Annotated in this window: 30 protein-coding genes; 23 read left to right on the top strand and 7 right to left on the bottom strand. The window is 45.0% G+C overall.

Annotated elements, in window-relative coordinates; genetic code table 11:
• Positions 1-351 precede the first annotated feature (351 nt).
• From LIX84_RS11135 to lafA, 9 genes are all read left to right on the top strand, one after another.
• A complete protein-coding gene (locus LIX84_RS11135) occupies positions 352-1,170 on the top strand; it encodes a FliM/FliN family flagellar motor switch protein (RefSeq protein WP_226421314.1) in 819 nt (272 codons plus the stop codon).
• On the top strand, positions 1,167-1,538 hold the full coding sequence (fliN, locus tag LIX84_RS11130) for a flagellar motor switch protein FliN (protein WP_005398044.1): 372 nt from the start codon (positions 1,167-1,169) through the stop codon (positions 1,536-1,538). The genes LIX84_RS11135 and fliN overlap by 4 nt, the downstream gene beginning before the upstream one ends.
• Before the next feature lie 18 nt (positions 1,539-1,556).
• Positions 1,557-2,315, top strand: a complete 759-nt coding sequence (gene fliP, locus LIX84_RS11125; protein WP_005398045.1) for a flagellar type III secretion system pore protein FliP — start codon at positions 1,557-1,559, stop codon at positions 2,313-2,315.
• Positions 2,316-2,328: 13 nt separating this feature from the next.
• On the top strand, positions 2,329-2,598 hold the full coding sequence (gene fliQ / locus LIX84_RS11120) for a flagellar biosynthesis protein FliQ (protein WP_005375036.1): 270 nt from the start codon (positions 2,329-2,331) through the stop codon (positions 2,596-2,598).
• Complete coding sequence (fliR, locus tag LIX84_RS11115; RefSeq protein WP_006741982.1) at positions 2,598-3,374, top strand: flagellar biosynthetic protein FliR; 777 nt, start codon at positions 2,598-2,600, stop codon at positions 3,372-3,374. Before fliQ ends, fliR begins: the two co-directional genes overlap by 1 nt.
• Complete coding sequence (flhB, locus tag LIX84_RS11110; protein ID WP_006741983.1) at positions 3,371-4,498, top strand: flagellar biosynthesis protein FlhB; 1,128 nt, start codon at positions 3,371-3,373, stop codon at positions 4,496-4,498. The genes fliR and flhB overlap by 4 nt, the downstream gene beginning before the upstream one ends.
• Before the next feature lie 31 nt (positions 4,499-4,529).
• Positions 4,530-6,620, top strand: a complete 2,091-nt coding sequence (gene flhA / locus LIX84_RS11105) for a flagellar biosynthesis protein FlhA (protein WP_006741984.1) — start codon at positions 4,530-4,532, stop codon at positions 6,618-6,620.
• Positions 6,621-6,639: 19 nt separating this feature from the next.
• On the top strand, positions 6,640-7,410 hold the full coding sequence (locus tag LIX84_RS11100) for an EAL domain-containing protein (RefSeq protein WP_046875750.1): 771 nt from the start codon (positions 6,640-6,642) through the stop codon (positions 7,408-7,410).
• Between the two features lie 304 nt (positions 7,411-7,714).
• Positions 7,715-8,569, top strand: coding sequence for a lateral flagellin LafA (gene lafA, locus LIX84_RS11095; protein WP_053807553.1), 855 nt, complete (start codon positions 7,715-7,717; stop codon positions 8,567-8,569).
• A gap of 59 nt (positions 8,570-8,628) precedes the next feature.
• Here the strand turns inward: lafA and LIX84_RS11090 are convergent, their stop codons facing one another.
• Entirely contained in the window at positions 8,629-8,916 is a 288-nt protein-coding gene (locus LIX84_RS11090) for a hypothetical protein (protein ID WP_226421313.1), read from the bottom strand.
• 413 nt (positions 8,917-9,329) lie between these two features.
• Here LIX84_RS11090 and fliD point away from each other — a divergent pair, with 413 nt between their 5' ends.
• From fliD to LIX84_RS11045, 9 genes are all read left to right on the top strand, one after another.
• Complete coding sequence (gene fliD / locus LIX84_RS11085; protein WP_104970451.1) at positions 9,330-10,667, top strand: flagellar filament capping protein FliD; 1,338 nt, start codon at positions 9,330-9,332, stop codon at positions 10,665-10,667.
• Between the two features lie 19 nt (positions 10,668-10,686).
• Positions 10,687-11,073 carry a flagellar export chaperone FliS gene (gene fliS, locus LIX84_RS11080; protein ID WP_005375014.1) on the top strand — a complete coding sequence of 129 codons (387 nt, stop codon included), beginning with the start codon at positions 10,687-10,689 and terminating at the stop codon, positions 11,071-11,073.
• Positions 11,057-11,377 (top strand): hypothetical protein, encoded by a 321-nt coding sequence (locus tag LIX84_RS11075; RefSeq protein ID WP_005398525.1) that lies wholly within the window; start codon positions 11,057-11,059, stop codon positions 11,375-11,377. Before fliS ends, LIX84_RS11075 begins: the two co-directional genes overlap by 17 nt.
• A complete protein-coding gene (locus tag LIX84_RS11070) occupies positions 11,374-12,447 on the top strand; it encodes a flagellar hook-length control protein FliK (RefSeq protein WP_226421312.1) in 1,074 nt (357 codons plus the stop codon). Before LIX84_RS11075 ends, LIX84_RS11070 begins: the two co-directional genes overlap by 4 nt.
• Positions 12,448-12,469: 22 nt before the next feature.
• On the top strand, positions 12,470-12,970 hold the full coding sequence (locus LIX84_RS11065) for a flagellar basal body-associated FliL family protein (RefSeq protein WP_005398533.1): 501 nt from the start codon (positions 12,470-12,472) through the stop codon (positions 12,968-12,970).
• Positions 12,971-12,982: 12 nt separating this feature from the next.
• Positions 12,983-13,711, top strand: coding sequence for a FliA/WhiG family RNA polymerase sigma factor (locus LIX84_RS11060; RefSeq protein ID WP_005396579.1), 729 nt, complete (start codon positions 12,983-12,985; stop codon positions 13,709-13,711).
• Between the two features lie 10 nt (positions 13,712-13,721).
• On the top strand, positions 13,722-14,579 hold the full coding sequence (motA, locus tag LIX84_RS11055; RefSeq protein WP_005396580.1) for a flagellar motor stator protein MotA: 858 nt from the start codon (positions 13,722-13,724) through the stop codon (positions 14,577-14,579).
• A complete protein-coding gene (locus LIX84_RS11050) occupies positions 14,579-15,571 on the top strand; it encodes a flagellar motor protein MotB (protein WP_226421311.1) in 993 nt (330 codons plus the stop codon). Before motA ends, LIX84_RS11050 begins: the two co-directional genes overlap by 1 nt.
• A gap of 78 nt (positions 15,572-15,649) precedes the next feature.
• Positions 15,650-15,937: a hypothetical protein gene (locus tag LIX84_RS11045; protein WP_031780567.1), complete on the top strand. Its 288-nt coding sequence runs from the start codon at positions 15,650-15,652 to the stop codon at positions 15,935-15,937.
• On the opposite strand, the gene LIX84_RS11040 is transcribed toward LIX84_RS11045, so the two are convergent.
• From LIX84_RS11040 to LIX84_RS11025, 4 genes are all read right to left on the bottom strand, one after another.
• Complete coding sequence (locus tag LIX84_RS11040) at positions 15,934-16,152, bottom strand: DUF6500 family protein (RefSeq protein ID WP_085342540.1); 219 nt, start codon at positions 16,150-16,152, stop codon at positions 15,934-15,936. The two genes, LIX84_RS11045 and LIX84_RS11040, sit on opposite strands and share 4 nt — an antisense overlap.
• Before the next feature lie 10 nt (positions 16,153-16,162).
• The gene (locus LIX84_RS11035; RefSeq protein WP_005396583.1) at positions 16,163-16,540 is read right to left on the bottom strand and encodes a PH domain-containing protein; all 378 of its coding nucleotides are present in this window, start codon (positions 16,538-16,540) and stop codon (positions 16,163-16,165) included.
• A 118-nt stretch (positions 16,541-16,658) separates the two neighbouring features.
• On the bottom strand, positions 16,659-16,874 hold the full coding sequence (locus tag LIX84_RS11030; protein WP_005396585.1) for a TIGR02450 family Trp-rich protein: 216 nt from the start codon (positions 16,872-16,874) through the stop codon (positions 16,659-16,661).
• 139 nt (positions 16,875-17,013) lie between these two features.
• Positions 17,014-17,487, bottom strand: a complete 474-nt coding sequence (locus LIX84_RS11025; protein ID WP_006741990.1) for an HPP family protein — start codon at positions 17,485-17,487, stop codon at positions 17,014-17,016.
• 98 nt (positions 17,488-17,585) lie between these two features.
• Between LIX84_RS11025 and LIX84_RS11020 the strand changes: the two genes are divergently transcribed.
• The 4 genes from LIX84_RS11020 (at position 17,586) to LIX84_RS11005 (ending at position 20,971) form a co-directional block, all read left to right on the top strand.
• Positions 17,586-18,131 (top strand): TetR/AcrR family transcriptional regulator, encoded by a 546-nt coding sequence (locus LIX84_RS11020; RefSeq protein WP_005478241.1) that lies wholly within the window; start codon positions 17,586-17,588, stop codon positions 18,129-18,131.
• 97 nt (positions 18,132-18,228) lie between these two features.
• The gene (locus LIX84_RS11015) at positions 18,229-18,666 is read left to right on the top strand and encodes a MerR family transcriptional regulator (RefSeq protein ID WP_006741992.1); all 438 of its coding nucleotides are present in this window, start codon (positions 18,229-18,231) and stop codon (positions 18,664-18,666) included.
• Between the two features lie 253 nt (positions 18,667-18,919).
• A complete protein-coding gene (locus LIX84_RS11010) occupies positions 18,920-19,864 on the top strand; it encodes an SDR family oxidoreductase (protein WP_226421310.1) in 945 nt (314 codons plus the stop codon).
• A 24-nt stretch (positions 19,865-19,888) separates the two neighbouring features.
• A complete protein-coding gene (locus LIX84_RS11005) occupies positions 19,889-20,971 on the top strand; it encodes a saccharopine dehydrogenase family protein (RefSeq protein WP_226421309.1) in 1,083 nt (360 codons plus the stop codon).
• 49 nt (positions 20,972-21,020) lie between these two features.
• Here the strand turns inward: LIX84_RS11005 and LIX84_RS11000 are convergent, their stop codons facing one another.
• Both LIX84_RS11000 and LIX84_RS10995 read right to left on the bottom strand, forming a co-directional pair.
• Positions 21,021-23,444 (bottom strand): formate C-acetyltransferase/glycerol dehydratase family glycyl radical enzyme, encoded by a 2,424-nt coding sequence (locus LIX84_RS11000; RefSeq protein ID WP_226421308.1) that lies wholly within the window; start codon positions 23,442-23,444, stop codon positions 21,021-21,023.
• 2 nt (positions 23,445-23,446) lie between these two features.
• Positions 23,447-24,376 (bottom strand): glycyl-radical enzyme activating protein, encoded by a 930-nt coding sequence (locus tag LIX84_RS10995; RefSeq protein ID WP_226421307.1) that lies wholly within the window; start codon positions 24,374-24,376, stop codon positions 23,447-23,449.
• Between the two features lie 214 nt (positions 24,377-24,590).
• Between LIX84_RS10995 and LIX84_RS10990 the strand changes: the two genes are divergently transcribed.
• Entirely contained in the window at positions 24,591-25,265 is a 675-nt protein-coding gene (locus tag LIX84_RS10990) for a fructose-6-phosphate aldolase (RefSeq protein WP_226421306.1), read from the top strand.
• Positions 25,266-25,442: the final 177 nt, after the last annotated feature.

Here is a 25,442-nt window from a genome sequence, read left to right as displayed (position 1 = left end):
CAAAATACTCACAAGAGCATAGCCAAACCTTAAAAATAAAGATTTAAGCTTTAAAAACAATGTCTTATATTTTAATTATCTAAATTAGCCGTTACACCATGAAGATGGTTTTAAAAAGTTAATAACAACTAAAAAACGCTTAATATTTTTATATTTTCTTATTAAGCAATTTATAAAGGAAACTAACCCTTTTTAAATTTTATTAAAAGATTAAGACTATATGCTCAAGGCAACATGTGAACTAAAGTCACAATCTTAGAGTTTGAAACTAAAAGATCATTAAAATTTCTGTGTAGACTACACGCCATTAAGTTAAAACAGTTTCGATTGTTAACGCACGGTAAAATATAAATGGAAAATAGAGTTAGCGAGCCTATTTCTGATATTCAACTACTTGATGTAGAATTATTAGGCAAACCTATTCATATCATTCGTGAAAAGCTTGAAGGCTTGATTTCAGAGTCTTGTTCCAGCCTTACGATTGAATTACAAAATTGGCTCAGTACGAGTAAAGTGGAAGCTAGCTTAACCTCTGTAGACTTGCATCGCTTTACACCGATAAAAATGGATAAAGACCAAACGTCAACCTATCAACACCAAGAAGGCGGAATGGTATTTGTTCATGGAGATTCTCACACGTTAATAAAACTGGCAGATCGGTTCTATGGCGCCAGCACTGAGCGTTCAGCAACAACACTGACAGCAAGTGACCTCCGCTTACAAGAGCGAATCAGTCGTATCATTATTGGTTGGCTTGCACCAGGTGAGATGTGGGAAATGGGTGAGTACGAAGCGCCCCGAGGGATTGGAATTAACGTGCAATTAAACATCGCGTTTGACGATCACCAAGGCTCAATTCATCTCAAACTAGATAGCCACCTTATTCAAACACTGATCGAGCAGCTTGAACTGCAGCCCGATACGGATTTGTACCAACCATTCTGTCGCTCTTTAGAGGCAACGCCTGTTCGACTGAATGTTGTTTTAAGTAAAAAGAAGATACCGTTGAGCGACGTTGTTGGCTTACAACCTAACGATATTTTACCAATTGAGCTTCTTAATACGGTTCCAGTCAGCATTGGTAACCAATCTTTATTTACAGGTCGTATTGCTGAGCAAGACGGCCAACTTGTTTTGATCTTTAACCCTGATAAGGAACCGCAGCGATGAGCGAAGCGCCAGAAACGAATGCATTCGACGCAGAAGAATTGAACTTTGACGACTTTCAATTAGAAGACTTTGAAGCTGAAAGTACGCTCCAACAAGAACCAGCAACTGCGGAACGTGATCTTAGCTTTTTCAAAAGTATTCCCGTCACTGTCACGCTGGAAGTTGCAAGCAAAGAAATCCCACTTGGGGACTTAATGAAAGCCGGAGAAGGCACGGTTATCGAACTGGAAAAGCTCAATGGTGAGCCTTTAGACGTAAAGGTAAACGGCTCTCTAATGGGTCACGCTGAAGTCGTCGTCGTTAATGATAAGTACGGACTTCGTCTGATCGATGTACATGACTCGGCATTGAGTGGCGTTGGTCAATAATCTTAGGTAGGCATCACAATGAAAAATCTGAGCGCTTGGCACCGTTGGTTACCTCTTTTGGTACTGGTGTCACTTTTGTTTGCTTTCCCAACCATGGCGGCAGACAACGGCTTAACTATCTTGTCCGTTTCTGATGGCGACACACAGCAAGAATACAGCGTTAAATTGCAAATTCTGTTGTTGATGACGGCGCTCAGTTTTCTTCCAGCATTCATTCTGATGGCAACGAGCTTTACTCGGATTATCGTCGTCCTCGCGATTTTGCGCCAAGCCCTTGGTCTTCAACAAAGTCCTCCTAACCGCGTATTGGTTGGGATTGCTTTGGCATTGACCTTGCTGATCATGCGACCTGTTTGGAGCGATATTCATGAAAATGCATTTCAACCGTATGACAATGGTGAAATCACGCTAATACAAGCATTCTCTGTAGCAGAGAAACCAGTGAGAGAGTTCATGCTGGCACAAACTCATCAAAGCTCTCTTGAGCAAATGCTGCGTATTGCCAATGAACCACTCGACCAAAACGTTGAAGATATTTCGTTTGCGGTTGTCTTGCCTGCGTTTGTCATCAGTGAACTAAAAACCGCCTTTCAAATTGGCTTTATGCTCTTCATCCCCTTCTTAGTTATCGACTTGGTTGTCGCCAGTGTGCTCATGGCAATGGGTATGATGATGCTATCGCCTTTGATTGTTTCACTCCCTTTTAAACTGGTAGTGTTTGTACTCGTGGATGGCTGGGCAATGACGGTTGGCACATTATCTGCCAGTTTCGGTTAAATAGGAGCATGCTATGACCCCTGAACTAACCGTAACGTTATTTTCCGATGCAGTATGGCTGATCATTTTAATGGTTGCGGTACTGGTTGTTCCTGGCTTAATTGTCGGTTTGTGTATCGCCGTTTTCCAGGCCGCCACACAAATCAACGAGCAAACACTCAGCTTTTTACCACGTTTGCTCGTTACGCTATTGATGGTGATTTTTGCGGGTCATTGGATGCTCCGAAAAATCATGGAACTGTTTGATTTCTTATTCCACAACATACCGGGGATGATTGGCTAATGGCCATCACATTTGCAGAGCTCTCAGCGATACTCGGTCAACTCTGGTGGCCGTTTTTTCGTGTGGGAGCCGTATTTATTTCGATGCCCTTCTTTGGTGATGCAATCATTCCCGTTTGGATCCGTACCTTACTGGCACTTTCGATCGTCGTGATTACCGCACCATTGATGCCACCAATGCCACAAGTCGAATTATTCTCCATGACGTCTCTATTCCTTGCTTTTGAGCAAGCGATTTGGGGCGTGATGTTTGGGTTAATTTTGCACATGCTCTTTAACGTTTTCACCATGCTTGGTCAGGTCGTTTCTCTGCAAATGGGATTGGGTATGGCAATGATGAATGATCCTATCAACGGACTTTCCGTCGCCATTTTGGGCCGCATATTTCTTATATTTTCAACCTTGTTATTTCTCGCGCTAGAAGGACACTTGCTCGTCATTGATATCGTGATTCAAAGTTTTGTCGTGTGGCCGGTCGGTTCTGGCATCACATCGCTTTCTCTGCAAGGCGTTGTAAATATTTTCGGCTGGATGTTTGCCTCTGCTTTAGCACTAGCGTTGCCTGCTATTGTTTCAATGCTCTTAGCCAACATAAGTTTTGGTGTGATGAATCGCGCCGCCCCCTCACTCAACGTGTATGCATTAGGTTTTCCAATGACGATGCTTCTTGGCCTGTTCAGCGTATTAATTTCAGTATCTGGTGTGCCGGGTCGCTACACCGCACTTGTGCACGACACCATCAGACACTTGAGTAACTTTATGTTGGGGGGAGCATGAGCGATCAATCGTCTCAGGACAAAACTGAAAAAGCCTCGCCGCAGAAAGTAAAAAAAGCACGTCAGGAAGGACAAATTCCTCGTGCTAAAGAGTTTACTACTGCGGTGATATTTCTAGCGGTGGCGCTCTACTTTTACTCTCAGCTCAATAGCATTTGGGAAAGTATGTCAGGTATTTTTCGCTACAACATGATGCTGACGCGAGCCGACTTAGAAAACCCGAAACAGCTTGTCGAGCAATTGGGACAAAGTTTAGCGGTAATCATCGACATGCTATTGCCGTTGTTTACCGTCATTATTATCGTGACCTGTGGTAGCAGCCTTGTACTAGGCGGTTGGATGTTCCGTCCGGCAAACGTTATGCCAAAGCTGAGCAAAATTAATCCTTTAAGTGGGATAAAGCGCATTTTTTCGACACGCTCAGTGGTTGAGCTCTTAAAGTCCACATTCAAAGTAGCCGTTATTTTCGGCATCTTATATGGCTATTTAGACAACCACTTACAGCCTCTGCTAGGTATGCAAAACTTACCTTTAAGCCAAGGCTTTTCCCTGGTGATGTCTATTCTCTTTGAAGGCTTATTGTTGATGGGGTTTGCGTTATTGTTATTTGGTGTTGTAGACATTCCCTACCAACGTTGGGAGCACCTAAAAGAGCTGCGTATGACCAAACAAGAGCTGAAGGAGGAGTTCAAGAACAACGAAGGCCGCCCAGAAGTAAAGCAGCGAATCCGTCAAATTCAACAGCAGTTTGCACGCCGTAAAATCGATAAGATGGTACCAACGGCTGACGTGATCATCACTAACCCAACTCACTACGCTGTCGCTCTGAAGTACGAACCTTCACTTTCTGATGCTCCATTTGTGGTTGCAAAAGGCGTAGACGAAACAGCCATGCACATTCAACGAATCGCCCGAGAAAACAAGGTGGAGATCATCAACTCACCACCGTTGACTCGTTCGATCTATCACACCACGGCGATTGAACAAGCAATCCCAAGCCAACTGTACATTGCCGTGGCACATATTCTTACTTACGTTTTGCAATTGAAAGCCTTCCGTAAAGGTGAAGGAAAAGAGCCAACTCCTTTGCCTCATTTTTCGATTCCAAAGCATTTGCAGCACTGATTAACCCGCGTTTATCCAAGGACACGAAAGTATGCTTAACCGGTTAAAACAACTTCAAACATCAACCAAAGGCTACATTGGCATTCCAATTGTCTTGCTAATGATTTTGGCAATGGTGATTTTACCTTTGCCTCCCCTGCTATTGGATGCGTTATTTACCTTCAATATCGTCTTGGCAATCCTAGTATTGCTGGTCAGCACTACCGCAAAGCGACCATTAGACTTCTCAGTTTTTCCAACGATTTTGTTAGTCGCGACATTATTGCGTCTTACACTAAACGTCGCTTCCACACGAATCGTACTCCTAGAAGGACATAATGGGGGGGATGCGGCAGGTAAAGTCATCCAAGCGTTCGGTGAAGTCGTTATTGGCGGTAACTACGTCGTTGGTATGGTGGTGTTTGTTATCTTGATGATCATCAACTTCGTCGTAATTACCAAAGGTGGCGAACGTATCTCTGAGGTGTCAGCGCGCTTTACTTTGGATGCCTTACCGGGCAAACAGATGGCGATTGATGCCGACTTAAATGCAGGTCTTATCGATCAGGAAACCGCTCGATTGCGTCGTAAAGAAGTCGCTAACGAAGCCGATTTCCACGGCTCGATGGACGGTGCCTCAAAGTTTGTGCGAGGCGATGCTATCGCTGGTTTGCTGATTCTGTTTATCAACATCATTGGTGGTATCAGCATCGGCGTCTTTGAACATGGACTCGCAGCATCTGACGCCTTTAAAACCTACGCACTACTTACAATCGGTGATGGCTTAGTAGCTCAAATTCCGTCACTTCTATTGGCAACGGCTGCAGCGATTATCGTTACGCGAATTAATGATAGCGATAATGGCATGTCGGAAACCATGCAAAAACAATTGCTGGCAACCCCGGCGACACTGTTTACCGTCGCAGGCATCATGGCTGTGATAGGCATGGTACCAGGCATGCCACATTTGGCCTTTTTTGCTTTCGCGGGTGCTTTAGCTTTCGCGGGTTGGCGTCAAACGAAAAAGCCCGTGCAGGACTCCCAAATCGAGGAGGTCGAAGCACTTTCACAAGCCATGCAAGAGGACGATACACCACTTACGTGGGAAGATATTCCTCATGTTCAAACGTTGTCGCTTTCCCTGGGTTACCGTCTCGTTCACCTAGTCAACAAAGAACAAGGTGCACCTTTATCACAGCGTATTCGCGGTGTGCGCCGTAACCTATCTGAACAAGTCGGCTTTTTATTACCAGAGGTGCGTATTCGAGACAACCTAAGCCTTAAACCGAATCAGTATACAATTTCTCTCAATGGCGAAGTGATCGAACAAGGCTTTATCGAGCCAGAACGTTTGATGGCGATTGCAGTCGGCGAAACGTACGGTGAAGTAGATGGTATTTTGGGCAGTGATCCTGCTTACCAATTACCAGCAGTGTGGATTGAACATCAAGACAAAGCGAAAGCGCTGAACATGGGTTATCAAGTGGTCGATGATGGCACGGTCATCGCGACTCATATTAGCAAGATAATGAAAACAAACCTTGCTGAGTTGTTTACGCACGACGATGTTGAAGCCATGACGCAACGTTTGACACAGCAAGCACCGAAGTTAGCCGAAGCCCTAGCCGCGGCACTTAACCCTGCGCAGCAACTCAAAGTATATCGCCAGTTGTTACTAGACCAAGTGCCACTAAAAGATATTCGCACGATTGCTAACACGATGTTGGAATCCGCAGAAAACACTAAAGACCCGATTTTACTGGCATCTGATGTGCGTTGCGCACTAAAACGCACGCTCGTAAACCTGATTGCGGGACAGAAAAACGAATTAAATGTCTATGCTCTCTCTGATGAACTAGAACAAATGCTACTGACTTCGCTACAACAAGCACAATCTTCTGGTACAGTAATGTTAGACAGCTTCCCAATTGAGCCGAATATTCTTGGTCAGTTCCAACAAAACTTGCCACTGATAAGACAACAGCTCAAACAACAGGGATTACCTCCGATTCTTCTCGTTATGCCTCAGTTACGTCCACTTCTGGCTCGTTACGCACGCACATTTACGCAAGGACTGGCAGTATTGTCTTACAACGAAATTCCAGAAAACAAACAAATCAATGTGGTAGGAAACCTTGGTTAATCTTATTTCAACACATGCGATGTACGAACATTTGGTTGGTCTCGCAGTACAACATATCGTCACGGATGACGATCAATTAGTATTTGATGCTTTAAAGCACAATGACATTCAACACGCGTGCCAAGCCATTCGCGAGACTCAATCAGGCGAGGTAGAATTCCAACACCTAACGTTGAGATTTGGCACGCGTGGAGAACAAAGCGTCTATCAATTCGAACTCTCTGAACAAATGCAGTACTGCCTAGATTTGTTCAGCCTTTATCTCGCATTGCGACAAACACAGTTTCAGCTAGAAGCCTTTCATCCCGACTTAATCAGTAACGTCGTCGTGCCGATAAGAATTGACGCATTACTATGGGAACCAGGCATATACTTTCTCGAACAGATGATTCAGTTTCACTCTTCCGCTTTTCAACATGTGATTCCTTCTCTTCAAGCAGACAAAACGCTATGCGCCTATGATAAAGTCTCAGCGCTGATAGAGAAGTTAAGAGAAAACGCCTACTCACTTTGGTTTGAAGTCGCGACATCACAAGTGAACTTCGAGCGAGTCGCTGACTTTAGCCCCGATATGATCAAACTATCGGTCACATTAGAGGATAAAGAAGAAAGACATGCTTTCCTACCGATTGCTAAGTTCTTAAGAAAGCACAAATACCCTTGGGTAGCCGGGCGGGTAGCGAGCCAAACAGAGCTAAACCGCTATCGCTTGTTAGGGGCCAATTATTACTTTGGTTATTTCAGTGACATCCCGACCTCCCTCTCTTTTCAATCTTTTGGTGAGGAATGACAGAATCCTAACTATTAATCTTTATAAAACAGCGCGAATTATTCGCGCTGTTTTTTTATTTATAACGAAGAACGACAATATTGATAGATGACTGCTTCCCTGATTAAGTCAGGCTTATTCAGGTTATTTGATGTTATATCTGTATTTTCATGGAATACAAGTCACTAAAAATCATCAATTTTGATCTTTTTTAGGAATTTTTTAATTTTCAAATTAATCATTAAAGCTGACCGACCGCCTCTAGTTAGTGACTAGGGAATATCCCGAGGCCTGAAAGATATAGTGACTAACTAAGGAGACTAAGATGGCTTTATCAATGCACACTAACTACGCATCGCTTGTAACTCAAAACACTCTGAACAACACAAGCGGTCTTCTAAACACCGCAATGGAACGTCTAAGCACAGGCTACCGTGTAAACTCAGCTGCAGATGACGCTGCTGGTCTTCAAATTGCTAACCGTCTAGAAGCACAAACGCGTGGTATGTCAGTAGCAATGCGTAACGCTCAAGACGGCATCTCTATGATGCAAACAGCTGAAGGCGCAATGGATGAGATGACTAACATCACATACCGTATGAACGACCTAGCAACACAGTCTTTGAACGGTTCAAACAGCGATAAAGACCGCGCGGCAATGGACGCAGAATTTAAACAGCTTACAGCTGAACTAAAGAACATCGTGGACAACACCTCTTTTGGTGGCCAAAAACTACTAGCAACTGGTGGTGGTTTTGAAGCTGGTGCAGTTACCTTCCAAATCGGTGCTTCTTCTGCTGAAACTCTAGATGTTGACGCATCTGCAAGCATCCAGAAAGTTGCAGCGACTCTTGCTGACGCAGCAATCACAGACGGTATCGGTGATACAACTAAAGCGAAAGCAGCTCTTGATAAAATCAGTGGCGCAGCTGGTCTAGTGGAAGATATCGGTGCTACTCGTGCTCAATTTGGTGCGAACATCAACCGTCTTGAGCACACTATGACTAACCTGGGTAACATGGTTGAGAATACTTCTGCTGCTAAAGGCCGTATCATGGACGCAGATTTCGCTGTAGAATCTTCAAACATGACTAAGAACCAAATGCTAATGCAAGCTGGTACGACAGTTCTGTCTCAAACTAACCAGCTACCTGGTATGGCAATGTCTCTACTTCGTTAATAACGAACTAGAAATAAAATATACCAAAATAAAAAGCCTCCCTATGGGAGGCTTTTTTATCACCTGCGAATATAAATATAGCTTTTATTCCCACGTTGCTCTTCCGGTACTCTAAAACCTATTTTCCGCATTATATTATGAAGCACTTTATTAAATAGCTCCAACTCAACTGTCTCGCTTCCCTGTCCTTGCTGATATGTTTTCAACTCAGGGAACTTGGATATCGCTTCTTGTAGGAGACTTGCTAGTTCATCTGAATTAATATTTTGTTTGCTCAGTAACTTAGCACTAATAAACGTTTCGTAAGATCGAGCACATTTCATCAGCCGCAAAACAAATTCATTCATTTCTGCCGTTCTTATCTAAGTGTAAAACTAACGTTGGAAAAATATCTTCAAACACCAAATACATACCAAGTTAAAGATACCAAAAAGCGACATTCCACTATGTAGGAATAGTCCCAATAAAATAGCAGGAAGAACCTAAAATACCGCACTATTGATAGTTTACTTAAACTCCCTCCCCCTAAAGTGGATTAAATAATTTAGTTTTTTAGTCGCCTTGTCTTATAAGGAAACACTAGATGTTTTCTAGAGGAAGGCGGAACACACTAGGTGGAAAATCTACTTCCTCTCAAATCCAAATAACATCGTAAGTTTATGTTTTAAAAGCTCATTTTAATTGGGCACGTATCTTGCGATAAGACATATATTCCAGGCATAGAGTTACGCCAATTACCGATGAGAGAGGGAATAAGCTCGTGAGTTCATTAGATCCAATATCCATGGCAACTAAGTTGGCTACGTACGACGTTCAACCATTTAAACAGCGCTATCAGCTACAAGCCGATAAATACCAATCTCAGTTATCTGCCTTGGGCAAAGTTGAAAGTGCAATGCGTGAGTTCCGAACTGCTCTCAAAGAGATGAACAGCAGTACTAGCAGCATCATTAAAAACTCAACAAGCATTTCTCAAGAAGGTTACTTTACAGCTAATGCTGACGCAAAAGCGCTATCCGGTAGCTACCAGATTTTCGTTGAACAAGTTGCAACATCACATCAAGTCTCTACAGGCATGCCTGCAGACCTTGACGCCACTACAGAGGTTCCGACTTCAGGAACTCTCGAATTCACCATCAACGGTGAAACGATGACACTTGATCTATCAACAGTCGATACCGACGGTGATGGTACAGCAACAATAAGTGACTTAGCGACTGCAATTAATAACGACAGCGATAACCCAGGTGTAAATGCAACCTTAGTGCGCTCAAACGGCCAGACTCACTTTATGCTTTCAAGCACTGAAACTGGTGTTGCTAACCAAATCAACGTATCGGCGTCTGGTACTGGCCAAGCCTGGTTTGAAGATGCATTCACAAACCTCAATCAGATAAGTGCTCCACAGGATGCTGTGATTTGGTTAGGAGCAGAAGGAACTGGGCTAAAACTAACAAACTCAAGCAATACGTTTGAAGGTGTTATCGATGGCGTAGATATTACCGTTACCAAGGCTCAAACCTCAGGAGAAACCGCTATTGGTTTAGGTATCGGAGCTGACGACGAAGCAACAAAAGAGCAGCTCAATAAGTTCGTAGAAGCCTACAACACATTGATATCTGCGATTGATGAGCACACGCAAATCGGCGGCGAAGATAAAAAGCGAGGCGCTTTGGCAAGCGATCCAACTATGCGTTCGATTGAAAGCCAGTTAACCAGCCTGGTTCGAGGTGAGCACGGCGGCATGCGCTTGAGCGAAATCGGTGTGACATTGGACCGCAATGGCAAAATGAAAGTGGACCAAGAAAAGTTTGCCGAGGCACAAAAAAACAACGGTGCGGGCTTGGAAGCGATGTTCAATGGCGACGGCGCTTTGCTCGACTCTATTGATGCTATGGTCGAACCATTCCTCAAATTCTCTTCTGGAGCGTTCAAATCTCGTAAAGAATCGCTACAAGCAAACATTGATCGCATCTCAGATAAACAAACTACTTTAGAGCGTAAATACGACATGTCGTACAAGCGTTACCTAAAACAGTTCACTCAAATGAATACATTAATGACCCAAATGAACCAAACCATGTCAATGTTTGGCTAAGGCTTTAGGAGAATATCTCATGCTTATGGACTCTGGCTATGACTCGTACCAACAAGTCGATCTCGACGCGCAAGCGGCAGCAGCAAACCCACACCAATTAGTCATTATGTTGATCGATGGCTTACTTGATGAAGTTGAACGTATTCGTGGCCATTTGGCTGCGAATCGCTTGGCTGAGAAAGGTAACGGAATCAACAAATGCATGAACATCTTGATTGGGCTCACAAGCGCTCTAGATGATGAGAATGGTGGCGAAATTGCTGAAAACTTACGCCAGCTGTATGACTTCTGCCAAGTTGAGCTTTATTACGCCAGCGTGCAGAACGATGCGAATCGCTTGGTTAATGTCGAGCGTGTAATGGGTAACATTCGTGAAGGTTGGATGAATTTTGGACAACAAGCATAAAGTGTCGCCAGAGCGATTTCGTCATTTATCTCAGCTCATCCAATTCGCTACAAAAACAGCAGATTGGCATGCGCTTAAGCGCTATGACTTGCAGTTGCGAGAGCTATTGATCAGTCACAAACCTTTTTTGAAGGATCCTAAGCTTGCACCTGAAATTCAACGTGCCAAAACCGTTCATGCTGATGCATTCGCTAGATTAGAAAAGTCGAAGAACGAGTTAGAAAAAGAGATGAACATGGTCAATGACCATCAAGAGCGCGCTATGGCCTATCAATTAGCGATGACCATGGAGCTAACTCAATGATCGTATCTCCTTCAACTAAAATATCCGGCAATGCATCACCTAGCCATGAAGGCAACATAAAACAAGCAAGATCTGTACACGGTTTTTCTCATAACCCTATGTCTGAACATAGCCAGTATGACGGCCAAGGTTTCGCCTCAGCTTCAACCGTGCCGAGTTTTCATCTTACCGCTCCAGCTTTGGACAGCGAAGAAAAAGCGCATGCTCGTGGTTTGGATACTGACGAACACTCGGCTTCTGAAGCAGATACTCACCTGACAAGTACACTGGGTTCAACAGAATCACCTGATCTTGCTATGCAAGCTCAGGCTCTAACCCAGAGTATGCTCACTATGGCAGAAAAGCAGTCGGGTCAGTTCGGAAAAACTCCGCCTTTATCGGTAGCTAACGACGTCAAGTCTACAACACAAGACTCAAATAACGCCTTGCTAAACACCCCTCTAAAGCAACAAGAGGTGCAACAAAGCCAACCGATGTCATCGAACTCGCGTCTATCAATCTCCAGTGCCGACTTTCAGACCCTATTGAGTCAACCAGCTCAAGGGCAACCAACGGCCTCACCACTCCAAGGACAAACACCAACGCCACAAGCCCCGAACACCGGCATTACCACGAGTCATATTCAAACTCAAGGCTCCGAATGGGCGGCTGTGCGCGTTGACACCAGTACTGGGAAATGGGGAGAGCAAATGATGCAAGTTCTGCATGACCGCGTGACTCTTCAAGCGCAACAAAATGTACAAGAAGCCAAAATCCGCCTCGACCCACCGGATTTAGGTAAACTGGATCTACTTGTACGCGTTGAAGGCGACCGACTAAGCGTGCACATCAATGCCAATGCAGCCGCAACACGAGAAGCTTTAATGCAAGTGTCTGAACGTCTACGCACAGAACTGCAAGAGCAGAACTTCGTCCATGTCGATGTCAACGTGGGCTCTGATCAAAGCCAGAGTCGCAATGACCAACATACAAATGAAGAAGACGCCACTATTTTCGCAGCACGAGAATCTGGTGCATTCCAAACTACAACAACAAACTATTCAGAACACTGGCTGAACACTCAAGCCTAGTTAATCCTCGAGGAAAAAGGTTATGACCAAACAACAAATGATCGCCCTGTTTATCGCCATGATCATCACCAGCGCCCTCGTTTCGGCCGCCACGATTATGGGCGGAATCTGGTACTTAAACAAACACGCTCAAGAGTCACCTGACTCTGGTTCCTTGATCGATGATTCTCCATTGTCATTTTTAGTCACAGAAGAACCGACAAGCAAAGGTCCTAGCTTCCATCCTTTAGACAAAGTCGTTTTAACCGTAAAAGGTAAAAAGCAAACTCACTTTGTCATGCTAGAACTAGCAATTGAAACACGCCGTCCTGAGCGTATCAAAGACATTGATGAATACATGCCAATGGTACAAAACTCATTATTAAAATTGTTTAGCGACAAAACATTTGATGAGTTACAGCAAGCGGGTGCCATCGATATTCTGCAAAACGAAGTAAAACAAACGCTTTTACTGGCTTTTGCTAAGACAGACATCGTTCGCGAAATCGACGATGTTTTGTTGACTAAATATGTTGTGCAATAACGGAGCACAACCATGTTAGACATGAATATACAAGACACCTATACCACAGAAGAGGAAGTGACGACGCCATCACGCCCAATTGACGAAAATGCACTGCTGCAACGTCATCAAGTTATGGTGAAACGCGTCGTTAACCAGCTACGTGTTCATGCCACTTCTCACTGTAGTATTGAAGATATGCAGCAAATTGGCCTTATCGCTCTAGTTGAAGCTGGACGCCGATACGGCGATGTTGACGATCCTCATTTCCCTGCCTTTGCCGTGTGTCGCGTTCGAGGTGCAATTTTAGACGAATTACGCCGGTTAGATTGGCGCTCACGTAAAACTCGCCAACAGGCTCACGAACTCAACGACGTGACTCGAGATCTCACACGCTCTTTAGGTCGGATGCCTACGGATGCAGAAATCATCCAAGCCTTGGGGACGAATGAGCAGGACTATTACAACCGCCAAAATGCCGCCCTTGCGGGAGAGATGCAAAGCCTTGACCAACTGATGGAAAGCAGTGGTGATAGCTATATTGGCGGGCAATATGATGGCATGGAACATGAGCATATTCGTCGTAGTTTAGATAGCGCTTTAGGCAAATTGCCGAAGCGTGATCAATTGCTGCTTACTCTGTTCTATCAACATGAACTCAACTTACACGAAATAGCTCTGGTATTGGATCTGACACCACCTCGTATATGTCAGCTTCACAAACAAGCGCTGAAACAACTCAACCAATTAATGTCCTCTTAGGAGTCACAAGATGCAAAAGTTTTTTGGAGTCCTCACTATCCTGGTGTGCGTCTTCGGTGGATACATGTGGGCCGGCGGTAACTTAGGCGCTATCTGGCAACCAGCCGAATTCCTTATCATCATTGGCGCTGCTGCTGGTTCTTTGATCATCGGTAACCCACCTCACGTACTGAAAGAAATGCGTCGCCAAGTGCCTGCGACCATTAAAGGCCCGACAGAAGAGCATGAGTACTACATGGAATTAATGGCGCTACTCAATAACTTGCTTGAGACAGCGCGCAACCGTGGTTATAAGTTTCTCGACTCTCACATTGAGTCGCCAGAACAGAGCTCTATGTTTCTCGCTTACCCGACGATTGCTGAGGATCATCGCCTAATTTCTTTCATTACTGATAATTTACGTTTAATGGCAATGGGACAAATGTCGCCTCATGAATTAGAGGGACTGCTAGAGCAAGAAATTGAAGCTATCCAAAACGAAATGCTTTTGCCTTCACGCTCACTACAGCGTACAGCAGAAGCACTACCTGGCTTCGGTATTCTTGCAGCAGTTGGTGGCATCATTATCACCATGCAGGCCATTGATGGCTCAATCGCTATGATTGGTTATCACGTTGCAGCAGCTCTCGTAGGTACATTCATTGGTATTTTCGGTTGTTACTGTGGTTTAGACCCACTAAGTAACGCCATGGCTCAGCGAGTAAAACGTAATATGACTGCTTTTGAATGCGTACGCGCAACCTTGGTTGCCTACGTAGCGAAGAAGCCGACATTGCTCGCCATCGACGCTGGTCGTAAACATATTCAGCTAGACATCAAACCAACATTCAACCAAATGGAGAAGTGGTTAGCTGAACAGGAGGGATAATGCAAAAACAAGAGCATGTAGTGTTCAAACGTGCCAAAGCACACAGCCATGATGAACCTCATGGCGGCGCGTGGAAAGTCGCGTTTGCTGACTTCATGATCGCCCTAATGGCGCTGTTTCTTGTGCTTTGGGTTATGCAGGTGGTAGACAAAGAAGAGCGTAAAGCAATTGTCGCCCACTTACATAGCTCAAGCGTATTCGACAAGAGTTCCGGTAATCCATTTGATACTTCACAAAGTATCTCTCCTATTGACTTGGCACAGGACTCTTCTGTGCCAAGTAAACACAATTCCAACCACGTGGTAAGCTCATACTTTCGAGGTGACGGCGATGGGCCAGAAATCGACTCGTTGATTCCTGGTAACTTCGATACTCAGGAGCAACTTGCAGCGCTGGCGAAAGTCATTGAACGAATGACCGCTCAGATTAACGCACAAGGAAATGTCAACGTCACCGTGACCCCACAAGGCCTACGTATCGTCCTTCAAGATGATTACAAACAGCATATGTTCAGTCGTGGAGGCGCAGAGCTGACCCCTTTCTTCGAAGACTTATTACTTGCACTTGCGCCTGTATTTCAGCGTGTGAACAACCCACTGATCATCAGCGGACATACGGATGCGATTCCATTTAAAAAACGCTTTGGTCGTCAATCAAACTGGGCGCTATCTGCATCTCGAGCTGATGTCGCAAGAAATACGCTGGTTGAAGGTGGCATGCCGGATGATCGAGTCATGCAGGTCACAGGCATGTCGGATAGAGCACTGCTTAACCCTGATGAACCAGATTCAAGCGAAAACCGCCGTATCGAGCTGTTCGTTTTAACGACGCCAGCAGCCAAAGTACTCGAAACTCTTTTTGGTAACCACCAAGAAAGTGAACTGCAAAAAGCGAAAGATAAAGCCGAATTTAACCAACCAGTCATTCGACAAGAAGTCATCAATTACTCGGGTGATACGGCCACCAACGAAGTAAATATTCAAGAATTATAACCTCAAAAGGTCACCTCACCTAATGGTGACCTTTCTAACTGAAACCTCTGTTACTGTGACTTTTTAGTTGAGTTCTATATGCACATAACACCATCCGAAAACAAAAAACGCGATCTATTGAAGAAAGCCTTTTTATGGTTAATTGTCTTCGACTACCTTTTATTGGCGTTTTTCTTAACTCAGCTGTCCAGTTTAACGCTTAACAGTGGGACCATGATTAGTATGCTGCTCGTCGTCTACAACGTCTTACTCGTTTCTCTGTGCTTTCAAAGAACCAATAAACAGGACTCTTATATTATCTACCCTGTTTTATCCGCGACGTTGTTGGCATTTGTCTGCTTTCTTTATTTCTTTTTTTTAATTTAGATACCAGACTCCACCATTGATTTGATTTTTAATGCTTTTTCGAAGTGGTCGAGCCGATGGGTCTGAATCCACCACGTAGCCGCCTCCATCAACTGTTCAGGATCATCATTTTTGTTGGCGAAAAACGCATAAAATGAGAGTCCAACCTGCTCACCTTTGCTTTCGATCTTTTTGTCACAGACCTCTATTATTTTGTCTCTCAATGAAGCTCTCATTTCTATTCCCTTACGCTAGTACATACTCACTAACCATACGGTTGAAAGAAATCAGATCAAACGAACCTTTAATTTCAAAACGTACTCTTCCCACCTCACTCATGAAGAACTCAATTTCACAATCTAAGTCAAAAGTACCAGACGTCTCGATAGAAAATGCATTGATCTTGCTATAAGGCAGCGACGTGTAATCCACTTTTGAGCCCGTAATCCCTTGCACATTCGCAGCAATCACTCGCTTGTTGGTAAACACCACTTGGTCGCGAACCGTTTTAAAGCCCGCAAATACCGACTCGCCATCAATAAGAAACTTGTGAAAATCTTCCCTAACTTTTGATACCTCAATGGGTTTAAGCTTAAACACTGATGAATTGTCGAAATCGATCATAGTCATTCCTTTTTAGTTGATAGCGAACAAACTCAACGTAGCAGATACACAGACCGTTGCCTATCAGCTAAGTACCATCTTTCGATTTCAAACCTAGGAAAAAATTCAACAAAGTGCATTACTTCCATCCTTGCCGCCATAGCTCTGGGTCTTTCAGCTCTTGCCAGTTCATCTCTTGCTCACGTTTACTCATAACCGCCTCAATGACACATTTCACAACATTGCCTTCTTCATCCAGCTCCATTTCTGTTACGACAAAGTGCTTCTCTTTATTTTTAGGTGACGTCGCCGTCCATTTGCTGTGCAATAGCTTCTTGGGGTGAATTTTATTCATAGTGGTATACCAATTTAACTAACATCTTTATGTATACGACTGAATAACAAGAGAGAATCAGATTTTATTTTTAAGCCTCCACGAAAAGAAAAAGCCGCAAAAGAGGTCATCCCCTAATGCGGCCTTACTTGCATCCCAATTAGGTCTTTTGACCGTTCAAACGAGGGGTTAAGTACTGACTCTGTAGCAACTGCAACGCCTTACCAACCAGCACAATCACCACCGCGCCGATCAGTACTGGCGTGAACAAAAAGCTCCACCCCTGCCCAGATGCCATGATCAAGATAGGATTTGCGCCCGCAGGTGGATGAGTTGTCTTCGTAATCAGCATTGCTGACACTCCTAACCCAGTAGCAATCGCGAGCGTGATTGGCGTGATCTCAACGTATTGGCTAAACGCAATACCGATAGATGCCGTAATGAAGTGACCAATGATCACATTTTTTGGTTGAGCTAGAGGGCTGCTAGGCACCCCAAACACCAACACCGCAGTAGCACCAAATGGCGCCATGAGAAGTACAACCTCAGTAAGAGATACCTCGGCGTAAGACAACACACCAATAGCCAATGTCGCACCAAGCCCCGCGACCAACGATAAAATTAAATTATTCATAAACACCTCAAAGTAGACCGAATTGTCTACAAATTAAAATAGACAAATCTGTCTACCTTTGTCAATATGTGTTTGTAGAACTTTTTGAGGACGTAGTTATGAACAAAAAGAAACAGTTATTGATCGATACCGCGTTGTCGCTGTTTTACAAACAGGGCATCAACTCCATTGGCATCAATGAAGTCCTTAAAGTATCTGGCGTGGCTAAACGCACGCTGTACAGCCATTTTGAAAGCAAAGAAGCGCTCATCCTTGCCGCACTAGAACAACGCCACCAAATCTTCATGGCGTGGCTAGAGGAGAAACTGTCATCAGCACAATCGAGCACAGACGTGATCGACCAGTTGTTTACCGCGCTTAGCGGGTGGTTTCATGGTTCTGAGGAAAAATTGGGCGAGTTTCGCGGCTGTTTTTTCATCAACACGTCCGCCGAATTCAGTGACGACAGCGGCGAGATCGCAACGTATTGCCGCCACCATAAACAACAGGTTCGAGAGCTAATTCAACGCTATCTCAAATCAGACAACACATCATTACTCGATGCCATCTGCATCATGAAAGAAGGTGCCATCACCACCGCTTACATGACAAAAGAGTACGACGACGTCACAAAGAAATGCGTGGAAATTTTGCACAAGCTGTAACGGTAAGAAATCAAGAAACGAAACGACCAAGCACCAACTGGCGAGAATGTTCAGAAATGGTAAGGTTATTTTATCCACCTAATGAGACACGCTTGATATGAAAATTGGCGAACTGGCGCAAAAAACGGGCCTTGCTCCCTCGCGTATTCGATTTTACGAGCGCATCGGACTGCTAAAAACCGTGACCCGTAAAGCCAACGGGTACCGTGAGTATCCGCAAGAAGCATTAATGATTCTGGACATGATCACAACGGGTCAGCAAGCTGGATTCAGTTTGGATGAACTAAGTGCGTTACTGCCATCCGACCTTTCTAACTGGGATCATCATCAGTTATTGACAACCTTGCAGCAAAAAGTCCAAGAGCTCGACGAGCTTGAGCGAAAAATCGCGCAGAGTAAAAGCAAGTTAAAAGAAGTACTTAAAGAGATTGAAGCTAAGCCAGATGACATGGACTGTGCAATGAATGCAAAACGCGTCATGTCTCAACTTGGTCAAACGATTCTGACCAAAGAAAATCCCTCAAATAAAAAATAAGACCGTCACCAAGTCAAGGCAATGTTAACAAGCGAAGCCTTACTCTTGATGTTGGGTTAAAGATTCGCCAATTCCCCTGCCCGCCACTAAATTGAGTCTGTAAAAACCATTCGCCCTTAGCTCAGGTGTACCACCTCCTTGTTTCTATAATCAATAAAAAATCAATCCAATTTATCTTCAAAATGCGGGTTGACCTTAAACCTAACTTTAACGTTAGGATGAATATCAAAGTAACACAGCAGGAGACTGGCGAATGCAAACGATATTGGGTGCAAGTGGGCAAATTGGCCGTGAGCTGGCATTAAGTCTAAAACGAGACTTTACGAGCGACATCCGATTGGTGAGCCGCAATCCACATCGAGTCAACGAGACGGATCAACTGGTAAAAGCGGACTTGCTCGACGCGAAACAAACATCAGATGCCGTAAAAGGTTCTAGTATCATTTACCTTACTGCAGGGCTACCGATGGATACTCAACAGTGGGTGGAACAGTGGCCAACAATGATGTGTAATGTCATCGCCGCATGTAAAACTCATCAAGCAAAGCTTGTTTACTTTGATAATACCTACATGTACCCGCAAACGGATACACCTCAACAAGAAGATGCACCATTTCAGCCCAATGGAGAAAAAGGTCGAATTCGTGCGGTCATTACTGACATGCTGCTAGAATCGATGAATAAAGGAGAAATCGAAGCCGTTATCTGTCGCGCTCCGGAGTTTTACGGCCCGGGGAAAACGCAAAGCATCACTAATTCCGCCATTATCGATAATCTACTTAACCAAAAGAGCGCAAAAGTGTTTTTACGTGATGACACCAAACGCAGCTTAATTTATACGCCAGACGCAAGCCGAGCGATGGCGCTAATTGGGAATACGCCCGATGCTTACGGACAAACTTGGCATTTGCCTTGCGATGATCGTCGACTGACGTATCGGGAGTTTATCGCTGTTGCAGCAAAGGTTTTTAACGTTCAACCGAAATACAAAGTCATCAAGCGCTGGCAATTGTGGCTAGCTGGGCGATTTAATCAAACCATTCGAGATGCAGCCGAGCTTTTGCCTCGCTACGAATCTGACAACCTTTTTGTTTCGGATAAGTTTCAGACTCGTTTTCCAGATTTTAAAATCACCACATTCGAACAAGGCTTGACCACAATTCAACAAGAAAAAGCCAATGACCAGAAACCTCTTTAAGCAGGCATTGATAGGAGCTGTTTGATGAAAGATAACACACCGGCATCATCCCCAGATCGTTGGATCATATACGGAGCCAATGGTTATACAGGCGCGCTGATTGCGAGAGAGGCCGTAAAACGGGGTCACCACCCAATCCTTGCAGGTAGAAGTTTAGAGAAAGTACAAAGCCTAGCGGCTGAACTAGGGCTGCAAAGTCTTGCTTTTTCTCTTGAGGATAAAAGCAGCGCGGTCCAACATATTTCGGGTTCCTCACTGGTATTAAACTGCGCAGGGCCCTTTTCTTCGACGGCAAAACCGATGATGAAAGCGAGCCTAGAAGCTGGCGCACATTATCTCGATATTACAGGTGAGATCTCTGTATTTGAGTTTGCACAAACGCTGCAATCACAAGCAAACGAAGCTGGTGTCGTATTGTGCTCCGGTGTTGGTTTTGATGTTATTCCAACGGATTGCATTGCAGCCACATTGAAAGCTGCGCTACCAGATGCAACACACTTGTCTCTCGGTTTTGACTCTCGCTCTGGTTTTTCTCCGGGCACGGCGAAAACGTCTGTCGAAGGTTTGGCTCAAGGCGGAAAAGTGCGACTTAACGGAAAAATCACCACCGTTCCGCTAGCGTATAAAGTTCGCAACATTGATTTTGGTGACGGCGAAAAACTTGCTATGACCATTCCGTGGGGCGATGTTTCAACCGCCTATTACACCACGGGGATTGAGAATATTGATGTTTTTATTCCCGGATCGCCGAACATGATAAAAAACGCTAAACGAGCGAATTGGGTTCGCCCCCTTCTCGGTATAACCTGGGTACAAAACCTCATAAAAAGCCGTATTGAAAGAACCGTAAAAGGACCGAATGAGGAGCAAAGAAACCAATTACCCACATATGTGTGGGGTAAAGCAAGCAACAAACTCGGACAAAGCAAAACAGCACGAGTACAAACGGCCAATGGCTACAGCTTAACCGTAACGGGATCTCTGGCGATTGTAGAACACCTGCTACATACAAAGCCTGAAGCCGGTGTATACACACCCTCTAAGCTCATGGGCTCCAGTTTTGTGTCGCAGCTTCCCGGTTCTAGTGACATAACCATTGAAGAGTAAACAAAAAGGCACCTATCGGTGCCTTCTGCATTAACAGGGGTTGAGGCCATCACAACTCGTGTTCGGTACGAGCGATGATGTCATCCTGCGCGTCTGATGACAGCGCGGTAAAGAAGGCTGAATAGCCCGCAACTCGTACGACAAGGTCACGATATTGCTCAGGGTTCTTTTTCGCCGCCAGCAAGGTTTCACGAGAGACGATGTTGTACTGCACGTGCCAACCTTTGTGGTGATTAAAGAAGGTACGAATCAGCATCGATAGCTTGAGCTTATCCCCTTCTGAAGCGACAGCCGCTGGGCTTAACTTCTGGTTAAGCAGCACACCACCCAAGATTTTATTGGCTTGAATTTTACCGACTGAGTTGTACACCGCCGTTGGTCCCAAACGGTCAGAGCCCGATGCTGGACTTGCGCCTTCCGCCAGAGGCGTTTTCGCTTTTCGACCATCTGGTGTTGCCATCGTGGATGCGCCAAATGGCACGTTGGCAGAGATGCTCGATGTTCCTGCGTAGTAGCCGCCACCAATAGGACCGCGCCCATGACGTGTGTTGACAAATTGCGCCAACTCATCGATATAAACTTGGTAAGCATCAGCCAGCAATTGGTCGACATAATCGTCGTCATTGCCGTATTTTGGCGCGAAGTTGATTAAGCGTTGGCGAAGTTGTTCGTTCTCAATACCATCGAAGTCTTCTTCTAATGCTTTTGCCAGTTCCGTTTGGCTGATTTGTGCTTCTTCAAACACCAAATGTTTGATCGCCGCCAAACTGTTACCCAAATTGGCGATACCCACTTGCAGGCCAGATACCCAATCGTATTTCGCTCCGCCTTCTTTTACTGTTTTACCACGCGCCAAACAGTCATCCACCAGCGATGAGCAGAAAATATCTTGCGCTTGCTGTTCAAGCACGCTGTCGACTACGGTATCGATCTCAATCGATTTACGTGTGTAGTAGCGAATTTGCTCCGCCCAAGAAGCGGTGACTTGATCAAAACTCTCGAAGTTGCCTTTTGCTAGCGACTTATCATGCGGCAAGAAGGCTTTGCCCGTCGTTGCATCCACACCTTCGTTAAGCGCAGCCAGTAAAATACGCGCAAAATTAATAAAGCTCATGCCCGTGCAACGGTAACCCCATTTGCCTGGAACAGCGGTTTCAATACAGCCAATAGACGCATAGTTGTAAGCGTCTTCTTTCTCAACGCCTAGCTTGATGAACTCTGGAATGACGATTTCATCGTTGTTGAATGCAGGCATACCGAATCCACATTTGATCACTTCAATACAACCCATCAAGAACTCTTGATTCAGACCTTCATGATAGCGAACACTCAAGTTCGGCTGTGTGGAACGTAGCTGACCACAAGACTCCAAAATCGCCCAAGATAGCGGATTTACGGCATCTTCAGGTTCTCCATTCTCATTCAGCTTTTGGCCACCTATACAGACATTTTGATACAGCGGAGAACCTGCCGATGCTTTTGAGTGCGCACCAGAGCGAATCTTGTTTACTTCAAGCAATTTCAACCAACAGCTTTGCAATAACTCAAGGGCGAACGCTTTGTTCATCGCGCCACTTTCAAGATCACGCACGTAGTAGTCGTTTAGGAACTGGTCCATTCGACCGAATGAAACAGAGTGGCCATTCGATTCAATTTGCAACATCAACTGCACAAAATAGCTCAGTTGCAGAGCTTGCCAGAAGTTGGTTGGCGCATGGAAAGCCACATGACGACAGTTTTCTGCGATTGTCTCCAGTTCCGCTTTCCTCTCTGGTCGCGTTTCGTTTTGTGCCATTTCCAGAGCGAGATCGGCGTAACTCACTATGTGTTCCTGAATCGCAAGCAAGACAATTTCGACGGACTTATAAAACTGCTCTTTCTTCAACCCTTCATACGTCGACACGTCGTTATTAGCGCGATGCTGACGAACCTCATCCAGCAGACCGTTCATACCGATCTTCAGGATTTTTTCGTTATCCACTGCAAGGTGCGCGTCGCCCGAAGTCATGTTGCCCTCGGCTTTAATGATAGTGCTGGCTAGGATCTCTTGTTGCTCGTCGGTAAAAAGTCCATAGCAGCGATCTTGAACCGTTTTACCGCGCCAGTATGGCGTAATGGCGTGAATGCTTTGTTTGTCTTCTTCACTTACCGCAAAACCAGCCCCAGGTCGGTCGGCCAGTTCGTCGATTTCCGCTTCAATCCAACGCACCGTGTATTCAGGGAAGATTGGCGCAGCGCGTACTTTGCTCGCTTGGTTACCGACAATCAGCTCGTCGTGCTTAATCCAAATGGTACGAGTGCGTAAGTGCTCTTGTAGCGCCAGCGCTCGTTGCACAATCACAGGTTTGTCTTCATTTGCCTGATACGCCCGAGTGTAAGCCTCTGCGCGCTCGGTACAGATAGGCGGCGTTACGATGTTGACCAGTGCAGATTTGTGGGCTTTGATTCGCTCAGGAAGGGTATGTAAGTCCATGGTTAACCTCTAACAATCACGTTAAGTTGAGTATGTTCGCTTGCGTATTGCATTGCATTTTCTAGCAGTTCTGGATTATTTAATGGTTTGTCAGAACACTCGTAAGGCATATCGAGCAAACGGTATTTATTGATGCCGAGGGTGTGGTACGGCAACAAGTGGAGTTCTTGACAGCTTTCTAATGAAGCAGCGAAATCAATGATCGCTTTGAGCTCATCAATGGTGTCATTGAAGCCCGGCACAACCGGCACGCGAATAACAATGCGTTTGGCAATTGGTGCCAATTTTCTAAAATTGTCTTTGATGCGTTTTAACGATCCCTTCGCCCAGCAGAGAAACTTTTCTTCGTCGGTGTGTTTAAGATCCGCTAACCAGCAATCGATATACGGCGCGACTTTTTCTACGTTTTTCCACGGAACATGCATGCACGACTCCACCGCCGTAGACACATGGTTTTGATGCAAACGTTCGGCAAGTTCTGCCACAAGACTTGGCTGCATCAGCGGCTCGCCACCAGAAAACGTCACGCCACCTTGGCTTTGATCGTAGAAAGGCTTGTCTTTCATCAACACTTCAAACAGGTTGTCCGATTTCGCCGTTTCTCCACATATGCTGAGCGCTTGTGTTGGACATACGTTTCGCAGCGCAATGATCTGCGCTTCGCTCATGGCTTTTCGATTGATGATGATTTGATCGTCAATGCGTCGGATACCATCGCTTGCCATGTCGCCGTTTACGGTTTGCTTATAAGCCGACACACAAAGCTGGCAGTCCGCCATACAACTGCGCTCATCAAACAGCAGAGAGTGCTTTTCACTGCGGCTTTCTGGGTTTTGGCACCAAGGACAGGACAGACTGCATCCCTTCAGAAACAGAATGGTGCGAATACCATCACCATCGTGGGTCGAGAACCTCTGAATATTGAAATACATTACTGTCCGCCTCTTGGTTTGCTCTTCTACTTTTCACGCTTTTCTTTTGCTGAAAGCTTCACTTGATGATGAAATATTGGCACTTAACTTTCACTTTGTGAAATTATTATAGTTTCAATTGAAATTGCAATTGATCAAAATCAAGATCTCAGCGGATTGTCAGATCTATAGTGATCCCATCATCAAAACGAAGATTTTGTATAAGGTAGAACCCATGATCGAACTCTATTTAGATACTGCTGACGTGGCAGAAGTAAATCGCTTTAACCAATGCCTACCTCTGAAAGGGGTAACAACAAATCCAAGTATTTTGGCGAAATCAAAACAAGGCTTGAACCAAACCTTAGCTGGCATGCAAGAAGCGTTAGGGGGCACACCCCGTTTCCATGCTCAAGTGGTGAGCACAACTGTAGAAGGCATGGTGGAAGAAGCGCGCCAAATCCATGAATTACCTTATGATATGGTCGTCAAAGTGCCAGCAACCGAAACAGGCTTAGCGGCAATTAAGTTAATGAAAAAAGAGGGAATTCAAGTACTCGCCACCGCTATTTACTCTGCTCAGCAAGGTTTCCTTGCGGCATTGTGCGGCGCTGACTATCTTGCGCCTTATGTGAACCGTATTGATGCGATGAACGGAAACGGTGTAGAAGTGGTCGCAGACCTGCAATTGCTACTGGATCAAAACCAACTGCCTGCAAAAATTTTGGCAGCGAGTTTTAAAAATACCCAACAAGCGATGGAAGTGATGAAGTTGGGCATTGAAGCGATCACCTTGCCTGTCGATGTGGCCGCGCAGATGTTTTCTCATCCAGCAGTTCAGCCGGCTGTTGATCAATTTGATAAAGACTGGAAATCCGCGTTTGGCAACAAACTTTCATTTGAAAGTTAAGCATAAAATTATCGCAAGTCCTGTTCCTCCTCGATCGAGGGGCTTTTGATATGGGAATCTCTGAGAAAAAGTAACATTCGCGCAGGCAACTGTTTATAGATGCAGCTTACGAAGAGATTCCCACCCCACTAGTCTCGCCTCTCCCTTCACGCAAAGTACTCTATTCGTAACATCACT

The sequence above is a fragment of the Vibrio sp. E14 genome (genome assembly GCF_020515785.1).
Classification (GTDB): Bacteria; Pseudomonadota; Gammaproteobacteria; order Enterobacterales; family Vibrionaceae; genus Vibrio; species Vibrio diabolicus.
Note: the sequence above shows the minus strand (reverse complement) of the source record. Positions and strands in the feature narration are given on the sequence as shown.